Annotated in this window: 24 protein-coding genes; 11 read left to right on the forward strand and 13 right to left on the reverse strand. The window is 56.1% G+C overall.

Annotated elements, in window-relative coordinates; all coding sequences use genetic code 11:
* The first annotated feature begins 131 nt into the window (after positions 1 to 131).
* A complete protein-coding gene (locus tag HHI26_RS21140) occupies positions 132 to 1,034 on the forward strand; it encodes an AraC family transcriptional regulator (RefSeq protein ID WP_171149648.1) in 903 nt (300 codons plus the stop codon).
* Between the two features lie 119 nt (positions 1,035 to 1,153).
* Entirely contained in the window at positions 1,154 to 2,452 is a 1,299-nt protein-coding gene (locus HHI26_RS21145) for an NtaA/DmoA family FMN-dependent monooxygenase (RefSeq protein ID WP_171149649.1), read from the forward strand.
* Positions 2,453 to 2,479: 27 nt separating this feature from the next.
* Here the strand turns inward: HHI26_RS21145 and HHI26_RS21150 are convergent, their stop codons facing one another.
* On the reverse strand, positions 2,480 to 3,079 hold the full coding sequence (locus tag HHI26_RS21150; RefSeq protein WP_171149650.1) for a hypothetical protein: 600 nt from the start codon (positions 3,077 to 3,079) through the stop codon (positions 2,480 to 2,482).
* A 16-nt stretch (positions 3,080 to 3,095) separates the two neighbouring features.
* On the reverse strand, positions 3,096 to 3,392 hold the full coding sequence (locus tag HHI26_RS21155; RefSeq protein ID WP_133843129.1) for a hypothetical protein: 297 nt from the start codon (positions 3,390 to 3,392) through the stop codon (positions 3,096 to 3,098).
* Positions 3,393 to 3,701: 309 nt separating this feature from the next.
* Between HHI26_RS21155 and HHI26_RS21160 the strand changes: the two genes are divergently transcribed.
* Positions 3,702 to 6,065: a membrane-bound PQQ-dependent dehydrogenase, glucose/quinate/shikimate family gene (locus HHI26_RS21160; protein WP_159336996.1), complete on the forward strand. Its 2,364-nt coding sequence runs from the start codon at positions 3,702 to 3,704 to the stop codon at positions 6,063 to 6,065.
* Positions 6,066 to 6,098: 33 nt separating this feature from the next.
* Here the strand turns inward: HHI26_RS21160 and HHI26_RS21165 are convergent, their stop codons facing one another.
* The 11 genes from HHI26_RS21165 to HHI26_RS21215 all read right to left on the reverse strand — a co-directional run bounded on the left by HHI26_RS21165 (position 6,099) and on the right by HHI26_RS21215 (position 18,340).
* Positions 6,099 to 7,253, reverse strand: coding sequence for a CdaR family transcriptional regulator (locus HHI26_RS21165; protein ID WP_133843133.1), 1,155 nt, complete (start codon positions 7,251 to 7,253; stop codon positions 6,099 to 6,101).
* Positions 7,254 to 7,342: 89 nt separating this feature from the next.
* The gene (gene pyk / locus HHI26_RS21170; RefSeq protein ID WP_167864458.1) at positions 7,343 to 8,785 is read right to left on the reverse strand and encodes a pyruvate kinase; all 1,443 of its coding nucleotides are present in this window, start codon (positions 8,783 to 8,785) and stop codon (positions 7,343 to 7,345) included.
* 64 nt (positions 8,786 to 8,849) lie between these two features.
* Positions 8,850 to 10,001 carry a glycerate kinase gene (locus HHI26_RS21175; protein ID WP_202879938.1) on the reverse strand — a complete coding sequence of 384 codons (1,152 nt, stop codon included), beginning with the start codon at positions 9,999 to 10,001 and terminating at the stop codon, positions 8,850 to 8,852.
* Positions 10,002 to 10,017: 16 nt separating this feature from the next.
* The gene (locus HHI26_RS21180; protein ID WP_159336994.1) at positions 10,018 to 11,331 is read right to left on the reverse strand and encodes an SLC13 family permease; all 1,314 of its coding nucleotides are present in this window, start codon (positions 11,329 to 11,331) and stop codon (positions 10,018 to 10,020) included.
* 275 nt (positions 11,332 to 11,606) lie between these two features.
* Positions 11,607 to 12,308, reverse strand: a complete 702-nt coding sequence (locus HHI26_RS21185; protein WP_171149651.1) for a winged helix-turn-helix domain-containing protein — start codon at positions 12,306 to 12,308, stop codon at positions 11,607 to 11,609.
* A 2-nt stretch (positions 12,309 to 12,310) separates the two neighbouring features.
* Positions 12,311 to 12,703 (reverse strand): amino acid-binding protein, encoded by a 393-nt coding sequence (locus tag HHI26_RS21190; protein ID WP_171149652.1) that lies wholly within the window; start codon positions 12,701 to 12,703, stop codon positions 12,311 to 12,313.
* Positions 12,696 to 13,019 (reverse strand): antibiotic biosynthesis monooxygenase, encoded by a 324-nt coding sequence (locus HHI26_RS21195; RefSeq protein ID WP_167864461.1) that lies wholly within the window; start codon positions 13,017 to 13,019, stop codon positions 12,696 to 12,698. The genes HHI26_RS21190 and HHI26_RS21195 overlap by 8 nt, the downstream gene beginning before the upstream one ends.
* Before the next feature lie 130 nt (positions 13,020 to 13,149).
* Positions 13,150 to 13,938, reverse strand: a complete 789-nt coding sequence (locus HHI26_RS21200; RefSeq protein ID WP_159336990.1) for an inositol monophosphatase family protein — start codon at positions 13,936 to 13,938, stop codon at positions 13,150 to 13,152.
* A gap of 22 nt (positions 13,939 to 13,960) precedes the next feature.
* Complete coding sequence (locus HHI26_RS21205; RefSeq protein WP_133843147.1) at positions 13,961 to 15,022, reverse strand: ABC transporter ATP-binding protein; 1,062 nt, start codon at positions 15,020 to 15,022, stop codon at positions 13,961 to 13,963.
* Positions 15,019 to 17,250, reverse strand: a complete 2,232-nt coding sequence (locus tag HHI26_RS21210) for an iron ABC transporter permease (RefSeq protein ID WP_171149694.1) — start codon at positions 17,248 to 17,250, stop codon at positions 15,019 to 15,021. The genes HHI26_RS21205 and HHI26_RS21210 overlap by 4 nt, the downstream gene beginning before the upstream one ends.
* A gap of 61 nt (positions 17,251 to 17,311) precedes the next feature.
* A complete protein-coding gene (locus HHI26_RS21215; protein WP_133843149.1) occupies positions 17,312 to 18,340 on the reverse strand; it encodes an ABC transporter substrate-binding protein in 1,029 nt (342 codons plus the stop codon).
* A gap of 232 nt (positions 18,341 to 18,572) precedes the next feature.
* Here HHI26_RS21215 and HHI26_RS21220 point away from each other — a divergent pair, with 232 nt between their 5' ends.
* The 8 genes from HHI26_RS21220 to HHI26_RS21255 all read left to right on the forward strand — a co-directional run bounded on the left by HHI26_RS21220 (position 18,573) and on the right by HHI26_RS21255 (position 26,445).
* Positions 18,573 to 19,613 (forward strand): LacI family DNA-binding transcriptional regulator, encoded by a 1,041-nt coding sequence (locus HHI26_RS21220; RefSeq protein WP_171149653.1) that lies wholly within the window; start codon positions 18,573 to 18,575, stop codon positions 19,611 to 19,613.
* Between the two features lie 282 nt (positions 19,614 to 19,895).
* Entirely contained in the window at positions 19,896 to 20,504 is a 609-nt protein-coding gene (locus HHI26_RS21225; protein ID WP_241008326.1) for a TetR/AcrR family transcriptional regulator, read from the forward strand.
* Between the two features lie 204 nt (positions 20,505 to 20,708).
* The gene (locus HHI26_RS21230) at positions 20,709 to 20,930 is read left to right on the forward strand and encodes a hypothetical protein (protein WP_171149654.1); all 222 of its coding nucleotides are present in this window, start codon (positions 20,709 to 20,711) and stop codon (positions 20,928 to 20,930) included.
* A 298-nt stretch (positions 20,931 to 21,228) separates the two neighbouring features.
* A complete protein-coding gene (locus tag HHI26_RS21235; protein WP_171149655.1) occupies positions 21,229 to 22,836 on the forward strand; it encodes an AMP-binding protein in 1,608 nt (535 codons plus the stop codon).
* 36 nt (positions 22,837 to 22,872) lie between these two features.
* Entirely contained in the window at positions 22,873 to 23,595 is a 723-nt protein-coding gene (locus HHI26_RS21240) for an alpha/beta fold hydrolase (RefSeq protein ID WP_241008327.1), read from the forward strand.
* A gap of 21 nt (positions 23,596 to 23,616) precedes the next feature.
* The gene (locus HHI26_RS21245; protein ID WP_133843159.1) at positions 23,617 to 24,645 is read left to right on the forward strand and encodes a pyridoxal-phosphate dependent enzyme; all 1,029 of its coding nucleotides are present in this window, start codon (positions 23,617 to 23,619) and stop codon (positions 24,643 to 24,645) included.
* A 28-nt stretch (positions 24,646 to 24,673) separates the two neighbouring features.
* Positions 24,674 to 25,228, forward strand: a complete 555-nt coding sequence (locus HHI26_RS21250; RefSeq protein WP_159336983.1) for a hypothetical protein — start codon at positions 24,674 to 24,676, stop codon at positions 25,226 to 25,228.
* Positions 25,229 to 25,269: 41 nt separating this feature from the next.
* Entirely contained in the window at positions 25,270 to 26,445 is a 1,176-nt protein-coding gene (locus tag HHI26_RS21255) for an FAD-dependent oxidoreductase (protein WP_171149657.1), read from the forward strand.
* Positions 26,446 to 26,459: the final 14 nt, after the last annotated feature.

Below are 26,459 nucleotides of genomic sequence, written 5' to 3' on the forward strand. Positions count from 1 at the left end.
GAAGGAAACGAAAAATAAGACACGGATTTCATCGTTGCTGGACAGCAGAGGAGCTGCACTGGTATTGTGAGAATGATAATCGATTGCGTTTAAATACCTTCTTCCACTGTGGTGAACTGACAGGCAGAGATATGAAACCAGCCAGCGCGACCCTTTCTCCTCATCTGAATCTCCAGCCTGTGAATGATGTTGTTTTTGACGGCAGCATTGCGTTAAGCAGCGGATCGCTTAATCCCCGCGTGGCAACATGGGAGACGGAACGCTTGCAACAGGGACTGAAGCTGATTGTGGTCGACGGCGGTGAACTGCTGTGCCGGATGCCACAGGCGGCTGAGCGTCGTATCGTCGGCCCCTGCGTTTGTGCTGTGTGGAATCAGGGGGAGAGTGAGTCGATGCAGCGTTTCGAAGCGGGGCGCAGGATGGACTACAGCACCATTACATTGTCTCCGGCGACGCTGGCCAGCCGCATCGGTGGCGATGTGCATGAGCAGCTCCAGCAGACGTTTCAACTGGAAAAATTCAACGGCCCGCGCCTGCTGGTGATGGAAGCCTCGGCGCCGATTCAGGCGTTACGTGCGCAGGTAGCCAGCTGCCCGATGACAGGAATTGCCCGGGCGCTCTATTTGTCCGGTAAAGCGCTGGAGATTGTGGCGCATGCACTGGAGGGATTCAGCCAGCGCCCGGCGCGCAGCGAAGCCGGGCAGTTGCGCCTGTCAACGGCAGACATTGAACGCCTGCACCAGGCAAAAGATCTGCTGGCGGACCGCTTGTTACAGCCGCCTTCTCTGGCCGAACTGGCGCTGAGCGTCGGGATTAATACCCGTAAACTCACCGTCGGTTTCCGCCGCCTGTTCGGGGAAAGTGTGTTTGAGTATCTGCAAAATCTGCGCCTGCAAACAGCATGGCAGATGCTGACCGAAGGGGAGATGAGCGTGTCGACCACCGCTTATCGCGTGGGTTACACACCTGCCCATTTTTCGGTCGCTTTCCGTAAGAAGTTTGGTGTGTCGCCGAAGTCGCTGCGCGGTGCCTGAACCCACACTGATGCCTCTTAGCTGAATTTCACCCAACCACATTCGTTTTTCTTAGTGGCGTAAAAACCTCAGCCCTTTATTTTTTAAGCCTCTGACCTGGCTGAAATAAGGGACTTCAAGTGACCACTCAACACCGCAGACGACTGAAAACACTGGTAGGCGCGAGCAGCGTGATATACGCCGCCAACGACACCGACCGCGCTTTTGGCATTCAGCGCGCCGTCGCACTGGCGCAAACCGCTGAACGTGAAAAAATCACCGGGTTGTTTACCGCCGATCTGCTCCAGAGCGATCCCGTCGGGCTGGCCGGGATCACCGGCAGTCAGGACCCGATTGTCACGCTGGCGGCGTTAAGCCAGGTGACCCGCCAGATAGGCTTGATTGCCACCGTCACCACCACCTTCCAGCATCCTTACAATCTGGCGCGTCTGATCGGCACGCTCGACCATATCAGCGCCGGGCGCGCGGGCTGGAATGCGGTGACCTCATCGGTGGGTGAGGAGAATTTTGGTGGCGGCGAGCTGCCTTCTCCGGCGGCGCGTTATGCCCGCGCTACCGAATTTATTGAAGTGATTAATGCACTGTTCGATGCCAATGACCGGGACGCGGTACAGCGCAAGAGCGGCGGAGGTGTCAGCATCGATCCCCGCAAGCTGCATCCGATCAATTACCACGGTGATTTCTTCCGCGTGGCGGGGCCGCTAAATGTGCCACCGTCGCCGCAACATCGTCCGGTACAGTTCCAGGCCGGGCAGTCGGAGGAGGGGATCAGCCTCGGTGCCCGCTATGCCGAAGTGATTTACACCTCGCAGCCTGGGCTGGATGCCGCCAGTGCCTTTGTGGCCGAAGTCCGGCGGCGTGCGCAGCTGGCAGGCCGCGAGCAGCCGCCGCTGATCATGAACTCTTTCCACTCGGTTATCGGTGAAAGCCCGGCCGATGTGGCGCGCCGCCTGGAAGAGAAGCATCAGCGCATTGACTATCAGCGTGGACGTCTGAAGGTGGCGGATATGCTCGGCGGGGAGGTCGATTTGCAGGAGCTGGATCTCGACCGGGCGATCCCGGAATCTCTGCTGCCGGATACGAGCCAGGTGAACCGACGTCGTGGACGTGCGGAGATATTTACCCGCTACGCCCGCCAGGGGTTGACGCTGCGTCAGCTGATTATTGAAGCCGAAGAGACCGGGCACTGGTTTGTTGCCGGAACCCCGGAATCGCTGGCCGATGCCATTGAGCAGCGCTATCACGCAGGTGTGCTGGATGTGATTTCGCTGCACGGGCTGGGGCAGCCAGACCAGGAAGATCTGCTGATTAATGGCCTGCTGCCGGAGCTGCGCAAACGTCATCTGTTGGATGAGGATTACCGCGGCGAGGATTTCCGCACCAGTCTTGAACTGCCCGCACGACTGCCGGGCAGGTGATACAGGTGTCACAGAGGCCGCGATTGATCAGGCGATTGCGGCAGCCATATTGCGTAACTCTGGCAGGCCGCTGAGATCCTGCTCCAGCACCAGGTCCTGATGAATTTTCAGGATCACCGCTTTCACCACATCAGAGGTTTTTTTCATCCCCTGCTGCTGCATCAGCTGGTTGAGTTCCGCCTGCTGCTTTTGCGTGATTTTCATCGAGAGGCGTCTTGACGCTTTCGCATCCGCTATGTCGCTGCTCAGCAATGTTTTCAGTTCCTGCTGCGGATAACGGCCGCTGGTCAGCGCATGCAGATACCAGAGGATCAACGCCTTGTTGAAGTTTTCGCTGAGGGTGGTATCAATCTTCTGCGTAGCAACATACAGAATATCCAGGTAGTGTACCGGCACTCTGATTTCCAGCGGGGAACTGGACTGTTCGAAGGCCTCTTTGATACGCGCGGTGGACTGCGCGGGGATAGCGGCCACCTCATCGCAGCGGTCGCAGACAGCGGCGAGAATATTTTTCACCGTGCCACGCTTATCGCTGAATGCGACATCACGTACCCGGTAGGTGGCAGATGTTTTACCGCAGTTATGGCACAGCAGCGTCCGTGTTTCGCCCTCTTTGACAATTCTCATGGTCACCTCTTCCTTGTTACAGATGCACGCTGATAAAAATCATATCAGGTTCCATAAAATAAAATTTAACGTACCACCAGCCGCCGCATTTCCAGCTGCGACAGATATGAACATCCACGTCAGGGGCCCGATGATGAGGGCTGCAATGATACCCCGACCCGCTGGTTTTCCTGATCAGTTCAGCAACCCAGACCTTATCCACCACGCCCGTCGCAAACAGGTTTTTTACGTCCAGATCCCGCCGGACTTCATGGTCATAAGCATCTTGCCTGAGGCAGTTGATTGCCTGCTTCTTCACCTCTGTGAGTGTCATATTACCTCCGTGTATCATGTACGTTTCATTTCGTACTTTCAAGTGCCAGACACAATAAATCTGCCTGGATTGTAAACGCAGGTGCGACAGAAAGGATGAAGTCATGGCGCTAAAGGGGCAGGAAATGACAACTTTCAGAGCAGGCTCGTAAAACTGACGTTGGGCAAAACTCTGCCCTGACCGAAATAGTTACCGATAACAATTAAAATAATTTTGTTTTTATATCAGATTTTTTTAGTTAAATTAGTGTAAGTACGTTGTAATTATTTGTCAGATAATAATTGCGCACTTTAACACTAAGGGATACCAATGCTTAACAAGATAACCAGTATTGTCATCGCAATCGTCGGGATCGCGATGCTCTACATGGGTACACAACTGCTGTTGATCGGCGGTACGCCGTTCTATGCACTGATGGGCCTCGGCCTGCTGGTCACGGCTATCACGCTGTTTATGAATAAAAAAATCGCTTTGTCTCTCTACGCTTTATTAATGTGGATGGTACTGGCGTGGATGATTTATGAAGTCGGCTTTGACAAATGGCAGTGGATCCCGCGCGGAGACATCATTGGCCTGATCGGCCTGTGGCTGGCGTTGCCCTGGGTGGTTCGCCCACTGTACAAAAAAGAAGGGCGCCGTTTTCATCCCTTCCTCGGCACGACGGTCATTCTGATTGTGGCGCTGGTGGTGGGGATGATGTTTTACGATCCATTGCCACAGGCAGGCAACATTACCAACCAGCGCCAGAGCGGCGACACCGAGGTGGCGGGCAGTGACTGGACGGCCTACGGTGGCACCACCAACGGCCTGCGTTTCTCCAGCCTGAAACAGATCACGCGCGATAACGTCAGCAAGCTGGATGTGGCCTGGACCTACCATACGGGCGACGTGCGCGATGCGGAAAAAGATGCCACGGAATACACCTTTGAAGCGACGCCGCTGAAGGTGAACAACAGCGTCTATTTCTGTACGCCTCACAATGAAGTTCATGCGCTGAACCCGGAAACCGGTGCGCTGAAGTGGAAATATCAGCCAGCGAAAGATGCCTCTTATCTGCAACAGCATCAGACCTGCCGTGGTGTGAGCTACTATGACGGCAGCGCGGTACAGGCTGATAGCACACCCGCCCAGCCCGCCCTTTGCCGCAAGCGTATCTATAACGCCAGCAACGATGCCAAACTGATCGCGCTGGATGCGGATACCGGCAAGCTGTGTGCTGACTTCGGTAACAACGGCGTGGTGGATCTGCATGCCAATATGGGCACAGTGCGCCCGCATGCTCTGATGCAAACGGCAGCACCGCTGGTGGCGGGTAACCTGGTGATTGTTGGCGGTTCCGTCATGGACAACGGCTACAATACTGGAAATCCATCTGGGGTGATCCGCGCTTATGATGCGATGTCTGGCCGTCTGGTGTGGAACTTCGACCCGGCCAACCCGGAAAACACCCAGCCGATTGGCGCCGACCAAAGCTATCCGCAGGATACGCCGGTGGCGTGGGGTACGCTGAGTGCTGACCTGAAAAATGGCCTGGTGTATGTGCCGTTTGGTAATGCCTCGCCGGATGAAGTGGGCATTGCGCGTGATGCCAACAGCAACACCGAGAAGTTCCGCGACACCCTGGTGGCGCTGGATCTGAAAACCGGTAGCTTCAAATGGCGCTTCCAGTCCTCGAAAAACGATCTGTGGGACCGCGATAATCCGTCACAGCCTTCGCTGCTGGATATCGACTATCAGGGCCAGAAACAGCCTGTGGTGATCCTGCCGACCAAAACCGGCAACCTGTTTGTGCTTAACCGCCTGACGGGCCAATCGGTGTACCCGATTAATCAGGTTGATGTTTCCACGCAGGGCATCAGCGGCGAGAAATATTCCCCAACGCAGCCCGTCTCTGCGCTGAACTTTATTCCGGCACCGCTGAATGAAAAAGCGATGTGGGGCCTGACGCCGTTTGACCAGATGGCCTGCCGTATTGACTTCAAGTCACTGCGTTATGACGGCAATCCGTGGACGCCAGCGACCGAAGCCGGTTCGATTATCTTCCCGGGCAATATAGGGGTGTTTAACTGGGGTTCTGTTGCGGTCGATCCTGAGCGTCAGATCCTGATCGCTTCACCGGTTCGTCTGGCTTACAAATACAACCTGATCAAACGTTCGGCGGCAACGGCGGACAAGCGTCTGTTCACCAAAGACGGTACGCCGTACTGGAATGAGAACTTTGAAGGTGATTACGCCATTCATATTCAGCAGCTCTCTTCCAGTCTGGGGATTCCGTGCATCGCGCCGCCATGGGGCCGCATGGTCGGTGTTGACCTGAAAACCGGGAAAACCGAATGGCTGCGCCGCGTGGGCACCACCAAGAACCTGAACACCAGCTTCCTGCCGGGACGCTTCCCGATTGGCTTCCCAATGGGGATGGTGGCACACGGTGGCCCGTTAACCACCGCAGGTGATGTGGTGTTCCACGGTGCAACGGCCGATAACTTCTTCCGTGCTTACGATGTCAACACGGGCGAGTTACTGTGGCAGACCGAACTGCCCGCCGGGGGCCAGGCAACGCCTGCCACCTATATGGGCAGCGATAACCAGCAGTATGTGGTGATTGCGGCCGGTGGTCACGGTTCGCTCGGCACCAAAGCCGGTGACTCGGTAGTGGCTTACCGCCTGAAGTAATCTGAACCGGGGAGCGGTATCTGCCGTTCCCCGTCAGTCATTATCAAGCTGGTCGGCCACATACAGCAGGAAGCGGTCGTCCAGTTTGCTCAGATTCAGCCCGGTCAGGTCGGCAATGCGTTTCAGCCGATAGTCCAGGGTATTTTTGTGAATATAGAGGGCTTTTGCCGTGGTGCTGGCATGCAGATCATGACGAAACCAGGCACGTAACGTTCTGCGATAAACCCCATTTTCATCCATTGCTTTTAACCGTTTCAGTGGGCTGACCAGCTCAGCCGCCTGCCAGCCATCCGCTAAACTGTCCAGCAGCACTGGCAGCTTACTGTCCTGATAATCATAACAGTGCACCTCTGGCATACGCTGCTTACCCACCTTCATGGCCGCTTTTGCCGTGCGATACGATCGCTCAACGCCGCCCGTTCCCGGGAAAAAGTTCCCCAATGCCAGGCGTACTTTGAGTGAGCTGCCCTGTTGCAGGCGCTGATAAAGCCGCTCCATCCGCTGTTTATGCTCTTTCGGCTCCCAGCGTTCGGCATGCAGGTGAGCGGGGCGAAGGACCACCATTTCCGTCAGTGACACGATAGCCATCAGATCATCCTGCCCGCTTTCCAGCAGTAAAGACTGGAGTTGTTGCAGTTCACTCATGGCACTGGTGACGCCGAGCTGCCCGCTCTCCAGCTCCACCACCATGGCCACGCGCGGCTGTTGCAGATCCACATTGAGGCGCTGTGCCCATTCACTGGCGGTTGCGGTGTTCCCACTGTTGCGGATCAGGCTTAACACCAGCTCTTCACGCAGGCGGCTGTTGTGGGCCAGCAGTTGCAGCAGACGCGCCTGCTCGAGCATCATTTCGGCGGTCATACGCACCAGTTCACCAAATTGCATCAGCCCCTGAGGGTCCCCGGTCAGTCCGATGACGCCAACGGTCTGGTTATTCAGTTTGAGCGGCAGATTGATGCCGGGCTTCACGCCGTGGAGCGAGTGCATCGATGCATCATCAATGGTGACGACGCGCTGCTGGGTTAACGCTAACAATGCGCCTTCATGCATTTCACCGATCCGCGCCGGGTCGCCGCTGCCAATAATGCGTCCATTGGCTCCCATCACGTTGACGTTGCAGTTGATGATCTGCATGGTTCTGTCGACGATGGAACAGGCAAGCCTGGCATCGAACAGAGATTCACTCATTGACGGACTCCGGAATAACTGACGAATGCACGCCGCGCAGTCGGGTCCTGCGCGGCGCTGCGGCACAGAGGCCGCAGAGAGAAGTGGACTTAGTCGACGATCGAAATACGGCAGGTGTTGGCGCTGCCAATCTGGCCAACGCTGTCTCCCTGCGTGACGATCACCAGATCGCCCGAGGCCAGGTAACCTTTTTCACGCAGAATAGCGATAGCATCCTGCGCCGACTGCACGCCTTCAGCATGACCGTTAAACAGCACCGGCGTGACACCACGATACAACGTGGTCAGATTGAGCGTGGACTGATGGCGGGAGAGGGCGAAGATCGGCAGGCGCGAGGTGATGCGCGACATCATACGTGCCGTGCGCCCGGATTCGGTCATGGCAATGACGGCTTTCACCCCGGTCAGATGGTTTGCCGCGTACATGGCAGACATTGCTGTCATCTCTTCGATATTGCTGAACTCAACGTCCAGGCGGTGTTTAGAGGTGTTCGTTCCCGGCACCCGTTCCGCACCCAGGCAGATATTATGCATGGAGGTGATGGCTTCTACCGGGAAGCTGCCCGCTGCGGTTTCAGCCGACAGCATGACGGCATCGGTGCCGTCGAGCACGGCGTTGGCGACGTCCATCACCTCTGCGCGGGTTGGCATCGGGTTGGTGATCATCGATTCCATCATCTGGGTGGCGGTGATCACCACGCGGTTAAGCTGGCGTGAACGCGCAATCAGGCGTTTTTGCACCCCGACCAGCGCCGCATCACCAATCTCGACGCCGAGGTCACCACGCGCCACCATAATGACATCGGAGGCGAGGATCATATCGTCCATGCTTTCCTGTGTTGCCACCACTTCGGCACGCTCTACTTTTGCCACAATCAGCGCCTTACAGCCCGCTTCACGCGCCAGACGGCGGGTGAAACGCAGGTCTTCACCGCTGCGCGGGAAAGAGACGGCAAGGTAGTCGACGTTCATTTTGGCGGCGGTGAGAATATCGGCTTTGTCTTTCTCGGTCAGGGCATTGGCGGAGAGACCACCGCCCAGCTTATTCACGCCTTTATTGTTCGACAGCACGCCGCCCACGGTGATCACGGTAGAGATCGTCGCGCCCGCCACGCGCAGTACGCGCAGTTGAATGCGGCCATCGTCCAGCAGCAAAATATCGCCGGGCACCACATCATCGGGCAGGGATTTATAGTCGATACCCACGCGCTGGTTGTCGCCCTGGCCTTTGTCCAGCAGGGCATCGAGGATAAATTCATCGCCGACCGTCAGCAGGGCTTTACCTTCTTTAAAGGTCGAAACACGGATTTTCGGCCCCTGGAGATCGCCTAAAATCGCCACCTGACGACCAAGGCGGCTGGCGACATCACGCACGCGCTGGGCGCGGGCAATATGGTCTTCGGCGGTACCATGAGAAAAGTTCAACCTGACGACGTTAGCGCCCGCTTTGATAATTTTTTCGAGGTTATTATCCCGGTCTGTCGCCGGGCCTAACGTGGCAACAATCTTGGTGCGTCTCAATACTTCAGACATGATCACGTCCTTGGTTAAATGTCACCCGTCGTTATCCTGGCGCGTTGATGCCAGTGATCGGGTATTAATGAGAACCTGCCGCTGTTTTTTTTATCAGTCGGCCAATATTTTCGCAGGTGCGTTCCATATTGGTTGTGCCTTCCTGCAACAGCGATTCTATTGCCGCCGCGTGCGGGATAATGCCAAAAATAGCATCAATGCCAGCGTCATACAGCGCGCCGACATCATCGCCAATACTGCCAGCAACTGCAATGACCGGAACCTGATGTTGTCTGGCGGTCTGTGCTACACCGAAAGGCGTTTTACCAAAACGTGTCTGGAAGTCGATGCGGCCTTCCCCGGTAAAGCAGTAATCAGCCCCGGCCAACTTCGCGCTCAGACCACTGTACTCAACCACGATTTCAATACCTTTACGCAGCGTACAGTGGGTGAAGGCCATCAGCCCGGCGCCCAGCCCTCCCGCGGCTCCGGCTCCTGGCGTTGCTGCCACTTCGTAGCCGAGTTGCTGCGAGATAACGTCAGCATAATGAGCGAGGTGATGGTCGAGGGTGGCGACCATCTCAGGTGTTGCCCCTTTTTGCGGACCAAACACCGCCGATGCACCCTGCGGACCGCATAGCGGGTTGGTGACATCACAGGCCACCTGAATATCTACCTCTGCCAGTCGGCTGTCCAGCCCGGAAATATCAATGCGGTGTAAATCACCCAGTGCGCCGCCACCGGGCGCTAAACGTTCACCCTGTTTATCAAAGAAACGCACGCCCAGCGCTTCTGCCATTCCGGCCCCGCCGTCATTGGTGGCACTGCCGCCGATGCCCAGAATGATCTTCCTGATGCCTTTATCCAGGCAGGCGCGGATCAGTTCCCCGGTGCCCCAGGTGGTGGTCAGCAAAGGATTTTTAGTGTGCTGGTTAACGTAATGGATGCCGCTGGCCGAGGCCATCTCAATCACCGCAATGTCGCCACCGCCCATAATGCCGTAGCAGCCTTCCACCGGGGTACCCAGCGGGCCGGTCACCTCTAGCGTGAATATCTCACCCCCCGTGGCATCAATCAGTGACTGAGTAGTGCCTTCGCCGCCGTCCGCCATCGGAACGTGAATATAGTTGGCATCAGGAAACACGCGCTTCAGCCCGGCCTCCATCGCGAGGCAAACCTGCTTCGCCGTCATGCTCTCTTTGAAGGAGTCGGGTGCTAATACAAACGTCTTGTTCATAATGGGTTGCCTTATATTAACGAGCAAAGCCGTAGAGAAGAGTCGCAACCAGCGTCATGGTTCCGCCCACCATTGCCTCATAAGGCAGTAGCGCCATACGTTGTCTGATGCTCATATTCATGCTCTGGGCCGTCACGTGGAAGTAGTTTCCCTGTGGTAATGAGTCAATCACGGTGGCGCCGGTGTGCACCATCACCGCAGAGGCAATCGGCGCCATGCCAATATTAGTGATCGTATGGCCGAAGGTGCTGGTGGCGAGGATCACCCCGGTGGAGGTCGACGCTGTGGCACCCGCCATCAGGATGCCGGAAATCGGGGCGAGGAAAGTGCCGGAAATCCCCATCATATCGATCAGTTGCACCACCTGGGTGGAGAGGTCTGATGCGGCAATCAGTCCAGCGATCGCCCCGGCACCGATCAGAATCAGCACGGTGGCGGTCATTTTTTCCAACCCGGACGTAGTATAGGCCAGCATTTTCTCTTTTTTGCCCATTGCCAGCAGTCCGACGAAACCGGCCACTGGCAACACGTACATGGCATCCAGTTTGAAGGCGGTCAGCGCGCTGAGATGGAAGATCGAACCTATCGGGTTGACCATCAGCAGGATCACGGCCAGCAGCGGAGCAACCACGGCTTTACCCAGCGTTGGGTACTGCTTATCGCCGGATGCATTGCCTTTGCCATAGGCTGCCGCGGCTTCAGCATCCGATACGTTGATACCTTTATTTCTCAGCAGTGAGGCGACAAGCACCGTCATCAGCAGGCCGCACAGGGCCGGAATAAAACCGGCAATCATCACATCGCTAAGATTAATATGGAAACCATTAGCGGCAGCAATGGCGTTGGGGTTGGGCGAAATAATATTTCCCGCTTTCCCTCCGCCAGATAAGGCCAGCAATAAAGCAATTTTCGATATGCCGATTTTATTACCGACGGAGAGCGCAATTGGTGCAACAATTAACACCGCCACCGGAATAAAGACACCAACGGCGGTAATAATCATGGTAGCCAGTGCCAGCGAAATAATCGCTTTGCTCTCACCCATTCTTTTCACAATCGCCTGGGCGATGGTTTCCGCTGCGCCGGACTCCATCATGACTCCAGCCAGCACCCCGGCCGCAAGGACGCGGATCACTGTGCCCATCACGCTCTGCGTGCCGGATGTCAGCAATGAAATCGTCTGCTCCAGGCTGCCGCCACCGATAAATGAGCCGATAATAGCACCGAAAAACAGTGAGTAAACAGGGTTGGTTTTTTTCAGAATAAGAAAAATGGCAATAAACAGACCTGCCAGCGCCCCATACCAGGCAAGGGGTTCGGAAATAGGCATTTTGTCACCTCTATATTATTATCATTGACGATAGGGTACAGCTATCCCTGAGTTGTTTTTTATAATGTCCGAACAGGTGTTATAAATTTTTTTTATTTTCATTGTGAATGTTAAATAATAAATTTCGCCTCGCGTAATATTCAGTGAGAATATTCTAAGGCTTATTGTAGAGTGACGCTATGTGCGTTTACCCAAATAACAGGGGGAATAAAAGGAAAGAGTTGGGCGATCGCCCAGGAGCAAGAGAGGTTTATCACAGGTTCAGGGTGGAGGAATTACAGGGCCAGCTTGAAATGTCTGTTCAGCATCATCCTGCCTTTCGGGGTGATCGTGACCATCCGGTAACCCGGCGTACGGACAAACCATCCCTGCGCTTCGCCGTGCTGGAAAAAAGCGGCACCGATATAGCCACCAAGATGAAATCGTCGCTCACTCCAGTCCAGGCAGGCGCAGCAGTGTTTCCTCCGGGTACCGGCATCGGGTTCAATCCCCAGTTCAGTCAGGTGTCGTCTGCCGGTATCGGTCAGCGCAGCGCCATCTGCCGTTATCCACTGTGCATCGCGCATTGCGTCATAGATCTGTACCGCGACTTCCCCCGCCAGATGGTCGTAACAGGTGCGGGCATAACGCATATCGGCGGGCGTGCTGGGTTCTGGTGCCGCAACACGCCGCCATGACACCCCCATCATGGTTTCGATCAGCTGCGCAATATCGCCACCGGCCAGCCGGTAATAACGGTGCCGCCCCTGGGACAGGCAGGAAATCAGATGGCTTTGCACCAGACGTGCCAGATGCGCGCTGGCGGTGGAAGAGGCGACATCCGCCACGGTACTCAGCTCTGTCGCCGTCCAGGCGCGCCCGTCCATTAAGGCGCAGAGTATTTTAACCCGTGAGGTATCCGCCAGGGCCGCCGCGACGGCGACCATGGAAAACGCCAGCACATCCTCATTGTCGGTCGTTATCGTCTGTTTGTGCATGGTTACTCAGGCACTAAGGCCCATTGTTTGGTAGCGCGTTCGGCAGCAGCGGGGTTGTCCGTCACCAGAATTAACTGATTCGCATGATCGCTGTACTGCGTCAGGATCGAAATCCCGGCGTCTGCCAGTGCGGTTGCGATCTCGCCCAGTTCACCCGGGCGCGCCTGCTTCAGCTTGCGGATCAGCGGCTGGCAGACATTCTGAACCTGAAACCCTTCTGCCTCAAGCACAGCCCGCGCCCGCTGGCCTTCGACCACCAGAAAGTGTGCATGACTGTGTTCACCTGCGCTAAAGACACCACCGCCTTCCAGGCCGATACCCTGACGGCCTAACAGGCTCGCCAGCGCGGCCAGCGCACCGGGAACATTGGGTAACAGGATATGGATATCAAACATGGTGTTGTCCTTTATTTTCTGATGAGTAATCCCGCAGTACCCCGGCAATGCGGATGCGGTAGAAGGAAAAAAGGTGGCGGCGTCCTTCAGCCTGGGCCGCCTGGTGGTGGGCATTCTGTTTCCAGGCCAGTACGGCGTCTTCGTCGCGCCACCATGAAAGCGACAGGATCTTGCCGTCGTCGGCCAGGCTACGAAAACGTTCAATGGCAATAAAACCATCAATATCTGCCAGCAGAGGTTTCAGTTCAGCGGCAAGTTGCAGGTAACGCGTTTGCCCGTCAGGGCTTATCTCGGCTTCAAAAAGAACGGCGATCATCAGTGCACTCTCTTGCAGGGGGAGAGGCAACTTTACTGATCTAAAAAAACAACACTTCGCTGGAGAACGAAATATGGAGGGGAACTTGCGCAGTGCTATCCGGCGTCATGAAAGCACTGCGCAGAAGGGGCTACAGTTGGGCAATCCTCAGCAAATCGTCTTTGGCGCCTGGTGCCACGGCCAGCACCGGGGCACCACGCAGCAGGTGCTCACCGGCGGTGTTAAACGTGTGGGTCCAGCCGCCTGCCTCATTGACCAGGCAGTAACCCGCCAGGCAATCCCACGCGTGCATATGAGGTTCGTAATAACCCACCAGACGCCCGGCGGCAACGTATGCCAGCATCATGGCCCCCGATCCGTTGCGGAAGAAGTTGCCGCCTGCGGCGGTGATCCCGGCGGCAATCTCACCCACGCGTTCCGGGGTAACATAGCTGTTAGCACCGAAGCCGGTGACGTGGTTCTGCATGGTGCGTGCCGGATCAACCTGCAACGGTTTGCCATTCAGCGTTGCGCCCTGGCCGCGTGCAGACACAAAGCACTCCTGCTGGCACGGTGCCATGATCACGCCAATGACCGGCTGCCCTTCGTGGATCACGGCAATCGATACGCACCAGTTCGGCATACCGTTAACAAACGGGCTGGTACCATCAATCGGGTCCACCACCCAGGTGAAACCTGAGCTGCCCGCCTGCAAGCCGAACTCTTCACCGAGAAAACCGTCATCCGGGAATGCCTGAGCAATCTGCCCGTTAATCAGCATTTCCACTTCGCGGTCGGCGATCGAGACCACGTCCTGCGCATCTCGCTTGGTTTCAATCACCAGCGTTTCACGGCGATGAAAATAATCGAGCGCTTTGGCGCCGGCTTCTCGTGCTACCTGTTCCGCCAGTCTCAGCCGGCGGGAAATGTCTTCACTCATGTTCAGTCCTTATTAATGGGGATCACTGGGCAATCAGCGCCAGTCCCTGAGGTTTGAAATCCACGAATACGCGGCTGCCCGGCGCCAGCTGGCTTTCCATCTGCACATCGACAATAAACAGCGCACCCAGCGCCGTCTGCACTTCATATTCGATGTGGTCCCCCAGCCAGGTGCTGTGGGTGACTTCACCGTTTAGTGCGCCTGCCGGTTCAGTGCGCAGCGTAATAAACTGCGGTCGCACCGAGAGCTGCGCGGCACCGGGGCGGGCGTAAGCGCCGGGTACGCGATATTCACGATTGCCCAGTGCGATCACCGCTTCGCTGTCTTCCACCCGGCGGATATCGCAGGGCAGGATATTGGCCTCGCCCATAAAGTCGGCGATAAATACCGACGCCGGTGACTGATACAGCTCCTGCGGTGCACCCTGTTGGGCAATATGCCCTTCTTTCATGACAATAATCTTATCGGAGACGGCAAGCGCCTCTTCCTGATCGTGAGTCACGTATACGGCCGTAAAGCCCAGCCGCTGTTGCAGATCGCGGATTTCAGTGCGCACACGGCGGCGCAGGCGTTCATCGAGGTTGGAGAGCGGTTCATCCAGCAGCAACACCTGCGGCTCCAGCACCAGCGCACGTGCTACGGCAATACGCTGCTGCTGCCCGCCGGACAGCTCCGCCGGAAGGCGCTGGCCCATATTCTCCAGGCCGACCAGCTTCATCCCTTCGCGGGCACGATCCTGCGCTTCTTTTTTCGACATTCCGCCGGAGAGCAGGCCGTACATCACGTTATCCAGTGCGCTCATATGTGGGAACAGGGCGTAGGACTGAAACACCATCGCCACATCACGTTCGTTAGCGGGTAGATGTGTCACATCTTTACCGCCAATCAGAATACGCCCGGAGGTCGGGTGTTCCAGTCCCGCCAGCAGGCGCAGGGTGGTGGTTTTGCCACAGCCGCTGGGGCCGAGTAGGGTCACCAGCGTGCCCGGTTCAACCGTCAGCGATAAGTTGGGCAGGGCGTTGAAATCGGCAAACTGTTTGGTGACGTTCTCAAACACCACCGAGCCGGAACGAATGGTCGTCATACGGCACTCTCCTGATGTAATGCCGGTGGTGGAGCCACCGGTGCTGTGGCAATGCGGGTAGCGCGGCGCAGGCGGCGTTCACCGACCAGCAGCTGGAAGGTGAGGATCACCGCCAGCATCACCACAATAAGGACGGAGGAGTAAGCGATAGCGACGCCGTATTCCCCGTTTTCGACCAGCCCGACGATATAAGAGGTGGCCATGTTGTACTGGGCGCTGACAAGGAAAATGACGGCGCTGATGGAGGTGATAGCCCGCACAAAGGCGTAGACCAGTGCGGCGCTGATCGCCGGTTTCAGCAGTGGCAGGATCACTTTGCGCAGCGTGCGGAAACTGCTGGCCCCTAATGTTAATGAGGCTTCATCCAGGCTGCGGTCGAGCTGGCTCATGGCGGCAATTCCCCCGCGAACGCCAACCGGCATATTGCGGAAAACAAAGCAGGCGACAAGGATCAGCGCTGTACCGGTGATCTCCAGCGGCGGCAGGTTGTACGCCATGATATAGCTGACACCAATGACGGTGCCGGGAATGGCAAAACTGAGCATCAGCATAAATTCAAAGGTCGAACGCCCGGCAAACTTCTGCCGTACGATCAGCCAGGCGGTCAGCAGGCCGACAATGGCCGTCAGCGGAGCCGCAATCAGCGCAATTTCCATGGTGGTCCAGAACGAGTTCCAGGCCACGCCGGTCCACACCATCTGGCCCTCGTTCCAGTGGAAGCCGAACGCGCGGGCGTAGTGCGCCAGCGTCAGGCTGCTGTCCAGGCCCCACGACTGTACAAATCCACCAATCAGGATCATGCCGTAGATCACCAGCGTGAACAGGCCCCACGGGATCACCAGTGCGTAAACGCCATAACGCAGGCCACGCGGCAGACCGCAGTGCTGACCGGAGTCGCCTTTGCCGGTGACGGTGGCGAAGTTTTTACCCGACAGCCACAGTCGCTGGAAAATAAAGGCGCTGAGGGTGAAGCACAGCAGGATAATCGCCAGCACCGCTGCCCGGCTCGGGTCGTTTTGCGCCCCGACCACCGAGAAGAAGATCTCGGTCGAGAGCACGCCGTGGCTGCCACCCAGCACCATCGGGTTGCCGAAGTCCGCCATACTTTCGATAAAGCTGATCAGGAACGCATTCGCCAGGCCCGGTGCCATCAGCGGCAGCGAGACATAGCGGAAGGTGCGCCAGCGGTTAGCGCGCAGCGTTTGCGAGGCTTCTTCCAGTGACGGACTGACGCCTTCAACCACACCAATCAGCACCAGGAAGGCAATCGGCGTGAAAGAGAGAACCTGGGCTATCCAGATCCCGGTCAGACCATACAGCCAGCGGCCAGGCTCAATACCAAACACCGTTGCGAGCAGTTCTGTCACGACGCCTGCACGGCCAAACAGCAGCATCAGCGCCAGGCCAATAACAAACGGCGGCGTGATGATCGGCAGCACGGTCAGCATGCGCAGCGCTTTCTTAAACGGCAGCGGCGTGCGGGTCGCCGCCAGCGCAAAGGCCAGACCCAGCAGGGTAGAGCCAGAGGCGGTCATCAGCGCCAGCCACAGGGTACGCCAGGCCGTGCCGCAGCCTCCGCTGCCGTTCAGGCAGCCGAGGCTCCAGATAGCCGGGTCCTGAATATTGGCGATCATGCCATCCGGTTTAAAGGAACCGTCCACATCCTGTACGGAGGCGACAAACATACTGAGCACCGGGTACAGCACGAAGGTGGTCACCAGGGCTACCAGCAGTACAATTGCCGCCACCACAAAGGCATCACCGCGCAGCACGCCGCGTTCTGCCAGCGCAAAGGAGAACAGCAGCAGGAAAGTGGTCAGAAGCAGGATCGCCCCTGCGCCAAAAGCAGGCTGGCCGTCGCTGAGTGCGCCGAACAGCTGTTCGCTCCACTGCCAGTTCCAGCCTGTGTAACCAATCGCATGGCCTTCAAACAGCAAAAACAGGACGCCAAAGATACTGGCCCCCATCAGTAACCAGGAGCGGCGATTGCCCACGGGCAGTAAGCGCGCCAGGGCGCAGATCAGTAGCATCAGCACGGCAATAGTCAGCCAGGGACGCTGGAACTGGGCAATCTGCCATAGCGCCGGGGCCGTTTCGCGATCCTGCCAGAGTGTTGTCAGCCAGCCGAAGTCGAAAAATCCGGCTTCCAGGCTGTACCAGGGCAGCAGCAGGATGGCAAGTGCGCCCAGCACGAAAGCCCCGTCCAGGCGGCGGTTTTGAGCATTCATCATAACCTCGATCGTTTATGATCCGGCCTCCCGCACGGGCGGGAGGGGAAGGGAGGAAGAATTACTGGGCGCTGGCGCCGATCTCTTTATCCCAGCGGCTGAGCAACGCTTTGCGTTTGGCCGAGTCACCGTAGGTTTTGAAGTCGTAATCGATCAGTTTGATATTCTCGAAGCGCGGTGCGTATTCCGATATCGCCGCATTTTTATTTGACGGAAGCTGGAAGGATTTGGCGTCTTTCATGTGGGACTGTGCCTCCGCACTGAGCGCCCAGTCGTACCACACTTTGGCGGCGGCCAGGTTACGCGCCCCTTTCACAATCGACATCGAGCCGATTTCATAGCCGGTGCCTTCGCAGGGGGCGACGGCTTTCACCGGGAAGCCATCCACCTGCATGGCCACCGCATCATGCATAAAGACAATACCGATGGTGGTTTCACCGCGTGCTGCCGCTTTCACCGGGGCGGAGCCGGATTTTGTGTACTGGGAGATATTGGCGTTGAGCTTTTTCAGGTAATCGAAGGCTTTCTCTTCCCCCATGATTTGCACCAGGGTGGCAAGGGTATTGTAGGCGGTGCCGGAGGAGTTCGGGTTTGCCATCTGGATCTCCCCTTTCCATGACGGGTCCAGCAGATCGGCCCAGCAGGCAGGCGCTTTCAGTTTTTTCTCTTCCACCAGCTTGGTGTTGTAACCCCAGCCCAGTGCACCTGCATAGACGCCGACGGTGCGGAACTGTGCGCTTTCCGCCTGCTTACGTGCCCAGTCCTGCTGCTGGTCGAGCAGTGGTGATTTGTAGGCCTGGGTCAGGCCTTCGTCGGCGGCCTGCATATGCGGATCGCCCGTCCCGGCCCACCAGATATCGGTACGTGGGTTGCGGGCCTCGGTGCGGATGCGTGCATAGGCTTCGCCCGCAGAGAGACGCACCATGCTGACCTTGATATCCGGGTGTTGTTTCTCAAACAGGTTGGTCATTTGCTCACAAACAACCACATCGGCGGAGCAGATCATATTCAGCTTTTCAGCGGCCTGAGCCGGAAGGGCTGAGAGCGCAGAGCCAGCGGCGATGACCGCCATCAGAGTAATACGATGCATGGTGTTCTCCTTCAGTGTGTAGGGTAGGCGATACGTTGTCGCCAGGTTTTTTGTGCATACGTTTTGCACGTGTGTGCAATTAATTAATGCACAAAATTTATGCTGTCAATTGCGCTGGTACGCATTTCAGTTGCCATGTCACAAAAATGAAACAATTACGCTACAAAAATAATTGCACAGCCGTGCAAAGTGCGACAGACTCATTCGCAACACAAAGTGGGCGGGTGTGATAATGGCGATGGAAAAGGCAGTGGTCAGTGCGAAAGATGTTGCAGAGAGGGCGGGCGTGTCGCGTTCAGCGGTGTCTCGCACCTTCACGACGGGGGCCAGCGTCTCCGCGGCCACGCGGAAAAGGGTCATGCAGGCCGCAGAAGAACTGGGCTATCACGTTAATCACCTGGCTCGCGGGCTGGTGCGTAACCGCAGCGGCCTCGTCTGCCTGATTGTTTCTGAACTGGCCACACCGTACCGTGCCAGCCTCGTGCGGCTGGTGACGCAGCATCTGCAGGAAGCCGGGAAAATTGCCATGCTGATCAATACCGACCGCTCGGATGACAGCGTGTCGCAGGCGCTGCAACAGGCGATCAACTATCGTGCTGATGCTTCCTTTGTGCTCTCGGGGATGCCGGAAAGCGCCATTGCGCGTCAGTGTCATAAACACGGTCAGCGGCTGGTACTGATTAACCGCAACGATGTGCTGCCGGGATCATTGAGTATTAATCTGGATAACGAAGATGCCGCCAGCCGTGTGGTGATGGCGTTTGCGCGGGCGGGTTGCCAGCATGTGGCATTTGCTAACTCCCTTGCCGGAACGCCGAGCCTGATGGCGCGTGAACGTGGGTTTCTTCAGGCGGCGGAAGCGGCCGGGCTAAAAGCCAGCGTGGAGCGCTTCGGCACCACCTCTTATGAGAGCGGGCAGATCCTGGCGCACCGACTGCTGACCCGCCGCGATCGCCCCGACGCGGTATTCTGTGTGACTGACCTGCTGGCCTGCGGCTTTATGGATGAAGCGCGGCACCGTTTTTCGTTGTGCATCCCGCAGGACCTCTGCGTCGCGGGTTACGATGATATTCCCCAGGCGGCGTGGTCGTCTTATCATCTCACCACCTTCACCCAACCCGTTGATCGCTTTGCCCGTGACGCGGTCGAGTGGCTGGTGAATGAGGAGCAACGTGAAGATAACCAGCCTGCGGCGCTGGACGAGGAGATGCCTGGCGAAACACGGATGTACCATGCTGATTTTATCTGGCGCGGGACGATCCGCGGTGGATGAAAATAGCGCTGTGCTTTATTTTAATGTATTAATTATTGACGTGTATTAATGATATTCAATATTTTATTTATCTATGATATTAAAATTTGTGCTTTCTCTGGCTAATTCAGTTCTCCATGCGGAATTATAATTTTGTGCAGAGGGTTATTGTTTTATTAATACCCTTGTCAGCACTTTTGTGAGTAAAATGAAAAGGTTTCTTTATAACCCAACAACCCCTCGCCAATCAGGTCAATATTGTCTACTATCTTACTCAAGTCCTGACTTGATAAAATGGTTAAAATGGAAATAAAGAAAACAGATCCTAAGCCACGTACGAAACCGGCGGAAGTCCGTCTTGATGAACTGATGGATGCTGCACAGCAGTTGTTCATCACTAAAGGGTTTGAAGCCACCACCATCAGCGACATCGTACGCGATGCGCAAGTGGCAAAAGGGACCTTCTACCACTACTTCCCGTCAAAAAATGAGATGCTTTCCGCACTGCGTGAGCGCTTTACCCGGCATTTTATCGAAGAGATCCAGCTGGCCGTGGATGCCTGTCCCGCTGAAGACAGTGTTGCGCGTCTGCGTGCCTGGTGTGATGCCGGTATCACCGCCTATTTTAACGGCATGGCGCTGCATGATGCGTTGTATCACGATCATCATTATCACACGCGTGGTAATCAGGATCGTGATGCGGTACTGGATCAAATCCTGACAATCCTCAATCACGGCAGCACTTTTGGTGCCTGGCAGCTTGAGAACCCGCGTCTGACCGCTATCCTGATGTACCACGGCATGCACGGTGCGGTGGATGATGCGGTGGTCACTGATGAAAACGATAAAACGCAGTTGGGCCATCAACTTGCCTGCGAGTTTCTGCGCTTACTCGGCTACCACCAGCCATAATTCTCTGAAGGGGGCGTCGCGACTACGTCTCCTTCCGGCCTTTGTTCTCCCTTCCTCGTTCTTCTTCTGAATACCCTCATAAACATAAGTTTTATTAATTGTTTGTTTTACATTCATACAAACTTCTGTGGTGAAAAAGCTGTTGACCGACTGGCGGTCAATGCTAATAATAATCACTTTCATTAATCATTAGGTGAAACTGTTATGGATTTTAACGACATAATCTCCCTGCTCAATGAGATTGGTATTCCGGCAGATGTGCTGGATGAGGCAGACGGAAGTTGGCAGTTAAGGCGCGATCTGGCGCTATCTTCTGCCGAAACGGTGGCTCTGCAGGCACGATTACAGCAGCAAACCGGCAGGCAGTTTTCGTTATGGGGAAGCAATGACTACACCCTTGATGAAATTATTGCACTGGGTAACTAAAGCGAGAGGGGCAGTAGGGATTTATCTGATTCGTTATCGCAACAGAAGCGAAGGTACTTAGGTTGCGAGAAAAATACATATAAAATTAATCTATTTTTAATTGACTGACGGTCAGTCGTGGTGTGTAGTGTGGCCCATAACTAATAAATACCAGTAAGTAAATTTTTCTCTTCCATGTGAGTAAGCACGAGTAACAGCATCTTCGTTAAGCCAGGTCCGAAGAAGGGGTAACCCTGCATGATTGCGGTTGACCGTATTTTCAAAGCAGACAAATAGTGTGCGCATGATGGAGTTAAACATGGTTAAGTCTGGTGGTTCATTGAATCAAAACCTGCTGGCGGCGCTGCACGAAAACCGCCAACGCCGGGCATTGTTCGAGCAGGACATGATAATCACTCACGGTGAGTTAGCCGACCGCGTGGCCTCTTGTAGCTATCGCCTGCAGCAACGGGGTGTGCAGAAGGGAGATCGCGTGGCGATGCAACTGCGTAATACGCATCAGGCCGTGATATTAATGCTCGCTACGCTGATGATCGGCGCGATCCCCGTTCCTGTCCTTCCCTCTTATCGTGAAAAAGAGTTGCGTCATATTTTGCAAATGACCACGCCTAAAGTGCTGGCTGTGCAACGCAGTACTCGTCGTTATAACCCTCTGGCAATATTACAAAATCTGCAGCAGGAGGGGCTTAATGTCGATCTGGTGCTGGTGGAGGAGGGCGCTAACTGCCACCAGGACTCACGTTATCTTAATTTGCAGGATTTCTGCGCGTTGCTGGCGCCCGTTCCCGTGCAAAAGCTGGCGACGATGGCCGATGACGATATCGCCATGATGCTGCTCTCCAGCGGCACGACCGGTCTTCCGAAGGCTATCGCCCGTAAAAACGCCGGCTATAGCTATATGATTGCCTGCGGGTGCGACGTTTTTGGCCTGACTGAGCGCTCCGTTTATTTCGCGGTAATGCCGGTTTCTCACGGATTCGTGATCAATTGCCCGGGGATGCTGGGCACGCTGTTGCGGGGAGGTGCCGTCGCACTGGCCGATGTGCCCTCTGCGGCGCAGGCACTGGATTTCATCGCCTACTGTGGCGTCACACATACCACGCTGGTTCCGGCGCTGCTCTCGCAGTGGGCGGAGGTTCAGCGCGAAAGTCCCCGCTTTATCGATTCGCTGTGGCATGTGCAGGTCGGTGGCGCACGCGTGACACCGGAGCTGGCCGCATCCGCATCTGACACCCTCGGCATTACCCTCCAGCAATGCTATGGCATGAGCGAAGGGCTGCTCTGTTTTAACGCTCTCGAAGATGATGACAGCCTTCGTTTCCACTCGCAGGGGCGCCCGCTTTGTCCTGAAGATGAGGTGCGCATCGTTGATGAACAGGGGGAAGACGTTCCGCCGGGACATTCGGGCGAATTAATTACCCGTGGCCCTTATACCATCACCCGTTATTACCAGAATCCGCTGGCCGACAGCCTGGCGTTTACCGCTGACGGGTTTTATCGCACCGGCGACCTCGCACACGTTGATCGACAGGGCAATGTCTTTATCGATGGACGAGTTAACGACGCGATTAACCGTGGCGGGGAGAAGTTCTCACCGAATGAAATTGAAGAGCTGGCGCTTCATCATCCGGCGATCCGGCAGGCCGCCTGTGTGGGCATGGCGGATGCGTTGTATGGCGAAGTTCCCTGCCTGTTTGTCACCACCGACGATAGCGAATTGACCCTGGGGGCGGTGCGCCGTTTTTTTGAACAGCAGGGGCTCGCCACCTTCAAGGCCCCGGAAAGACTGATCCTGATTGATTCCATCCCGATGAAAGGCATTGGCAAAATTGACCGCCTGGCCTTGAGGGCGTTACTGGCGCAGCAAGAGGCGCCTCTTCCTGGCACGATGACAGAGCGAACGTAGACGATGAAAACCACCCTCAGTCATAACAGAACAGTCATGCGCTTCAGCACCGGTAACGTTGCACCCGTACAGCAGCAGCTGGTGATCTTTCCTCATGCTGGCGGCAGTGCCGCGTTTTACCAGCAGTGGCGTGAGCGACTCCCGGCAGAATGTGACCTGCTGGTGGTGCAATATCCGGGGCGGGAAGAGCGCCAGGCAGACCGTCCCTGGTCGGGCGCACAGCAGGCGATCGCGGCCTGTAACCACGGGCTGCGGGAATTACTGGGCGTGGCACCGGTAACATTTTTTGGTCACAGCATGGGCGCATTGCTGGCATTGCAGGTGGCCACTGCGCTATGGGATTCACGCTTTGCCTGCCAGCGGGTGGTGCTCTCCGCACAGCGGGTGCCGTCAGAACTGGTGATGCTGCAACAGCCGGGCGCGCGCGAGCGACTGCTCGACACCATCCTCAGCTACAGCGAACAGAGCGGCATCATGCGCCTTGACGAACTGACGCGCCCGAGGGTCGCCGCTTTAATTTTGCAGGATCTGATGTTGCTCGGGCAGTTGGCCGACCTGCCGGTCGCCGATATCCCGTTACTGATTGCCGGTGGGGAAGAGGATCCGCTGGTGGAACGGTCGGCGCTGGAAGCCTGGTCGACAACGGTGACGGAAAGTCAGCTTAAGCGCTGGCCGGGCGGACACTTTTACTTCCAGGACAATCTGGATGCCTTTTTACACCAGCTGTTGCCGTCATGCGCAGCGGCTCAACTCAACTGATGGTCAGATAAGGAAGATGTGATGAACTTTGAGCTGTTTAATCCTCAACACGCTGCGCCAGACACAGAAAAGGCTTTTACGCTGTTCCCGGCATTGAAAAAGTTTTATGCCTCGCTCGGCAAAACGCCGCTGATCCCGGTGCCAGGCCCTCAGGGGCACGCGACGATTCTGGCGAAATATGAATTCAACAACCCTTTTGGTTCGGTAAAAGACCGGACCGCCTTCGGGCTGTTTTGTGATGCCATCAATCAACATGACTTTGCGCGTGGCGAACTGAAACTGCTGGATTCGTCCGGCGGCAATATGGCGAAGGCGCTGGCAAAACTGGGCAACATGTGTGGCATTGCCGTGCAGGTAGTGATCCCCGACTCCTCACCCGAGCAGCTGGTGGCGACGCTGAAGGGCGATAATGCGCAGGTGACGCTGGTGGACCGCAGTCAGTTTTTACTCGGCGTGATTGCCCGTAGCCAGCAAATTGCCCGTGATGATCCCAGCTGGACGCTACTCTCACAGCACCTCAATCTGGTGAATACCGCCGTGCATCAGCATCAGACCGGGGCTGAGATCCTCCATCAGTTGAACGGCACACGTGCCGATGGCTGGGTATCGGCAGTAGGAACCGGTGGCACCTTATCCGGGGTATATGCAGCACTGAGCCGCGATAATCCCCAGATTATTGCCTGGGGATCCACGCCTGCAGAGTTACCTTATGGCACGCTGAATGCCCCTAACGGTGAGGCAAAGTTTGCCGGGGCAGGCGGCCTGGGGTTTGGCTTCCGCCAGCCGTTTATTACCCAGTTGATGCCAAAAAATCTGCCGTTTAATGAAGTGACCTATCGCGAAGCACTGACGGCGATGTATGAGTTCTGGCAGTTGACCGGCGTGAAAATTGGCGCATCCTCCGCCGCCAACTGGAAGACCGCGTGGAAACTGGCGCAGACGCTTGACCGCGGTCAGCAGGTGGTGACCCTGTTCGCTGACGCCGGAAGTGATGTGGAAAGAGAGAAAGGAGAAGCCTGGTTTAAACAGTCAGATATCGTGGTGGCATAACCTCATTTTTAATTAAAGGGTCAAAAACATGGAAATTATTCAGGGCAATAATAATGTATTGTCAGAGCTGATTGCGCTCGCAAACTGGGTTCGCGCTGAAATTGAACAGGGTTCTTCGGTAACCGAGGTTGAGCATTCTCTGGCAGAAAATAAAGGCTACGCGAATGCTACGGTTATTTCCGTCGTGGAAATGGCAAATATTCATTTTAATGCGAAAACCAACAGTGGGCCGACGGTGGGCGACGCGAATTCGCACGTCGACCATTTTATTGATGAGCGAGGTGACCCCGCAGGAACCATGACCGGCAGCGGGTGGAAAATTGCGGCGCTGGCCGATAACAGCGTGGTCTCTTATTATCATGAGACCGCCGAAACCCCTCAGGGACGTATTGAAACTTCAGGCATCTGGAACTCCAGTGCCATCTGGGCATCGCAGTGGCAGTCATTGCTGGCCGTAGGCGTAAGTGGCGATGTGATGGGGAAAGTGGGGGTACGTCAGCTTTATCAGGAAGTGCCCAGAGAGAAATATCGTACGTTACTGGTGCTGGTGCCACTCGATCAAATTAAAACACTGACCCAATAATTTTATATTCAAGAACAGATAAACACTCTTAAGGGGTAGGTATGCACACGTCTGAAGAATGGGATGTTGTTATTATCGGTGCGGGTCCGATTGGTTTATCCACGGCCTGGAATTACGCCAGAGAGAATAAACAGCATAAGGTGTTAGTCTTAGATAAATATGGTCTGATGACGCAACTTGCCGGCACGAGTGGTGAAGAACGCCACTGGCGTTTGCAATATTCAGAAATTGATATTTTCCGCTTAACGCTGGAAGCCGATAAATTATGGCAGGCGCTGGAAAAAAACGCTGACCGGAAACTGATCCATCGTACCGGCAGTCTGTGGTTTGGCGATGCGGATGTCTGGACGAATGAAGGACAGATCACGCAGACAATGAAATCGATGGATGAGATGGCGTTGCCCTATGAGCGTCTGAGCATCCGCGCCATTGAGCAGCGTTTCGGCTTCACCCATTTTGACGCTAACTATGAAGGTTTTTTACAGCGTGACGGCGGCGTTATTGATGTTAAGGGCACGCTCTCCGCGCTGTATGCGTTGGCCAGCGAACTGAATGTCAGCTTTGCTTTCGGCCAGGAAGTGGTGGCACTGGAGCCGGACAGCACGGGCGTCACTGTGATTGGCGCAGAACAGCGTTTCCGGGCGCGTAAGGTGCTGGTGGCCAGTGGTCCGGGAAGTAAAAAACTGGTGGGGCAGTTGGATATCGATCTGGCGCTGTCGACCTATGAGATGGCCTGTATCAGTATGCTGCGCAGCGAGCGCACCACGGCGAATGATCCATTTTGGTTCGCTTTTCAGCAGCCGGTTGCCAGTGACAGTAATCTGTTTTACGGCTTTCCCCCCAATCCCTGGTCGGTTAACGGTTTTGACCGCCTCGGCACCGATTTTGAAGTCGACCCGCTCAGTGACACGCATGGCCCGAGCTATCGTGCCAACCCGCTGCACGTCGAACGTGCACTGGAGTTCGCCCAGCGTCACATGCCGTTCCTCGCCCCCGACCGTGAACATTACGCCAGCAGCTGCCTGGCCGTGCTACCCACCGATCCCCAGCGGCAGTTCTACCTGGATAGCGCCCGTGGCCGCTGCCACGGCGGCGAGAACGTGGTGGTGTCTGCGGGGGGATGGGCATTCAAATTTACGCCACTGATGGGGGAGATCTGCGCGGACTTGTTAAGTGATAAATCGCCCCGCTGGGATATCAGCGCATTACGTTTTTGACTGAGGAGAGCAGT

It is taken from the genome of Erwinia sp. JH02, assembly GCF_013074405.1.
GTDB lineage: Bacteria > Pseudomonadota > Gammaproteobacteria > Enterobacterales > Enterobacteriaceae > Erwinia > Erwinia rhapontici.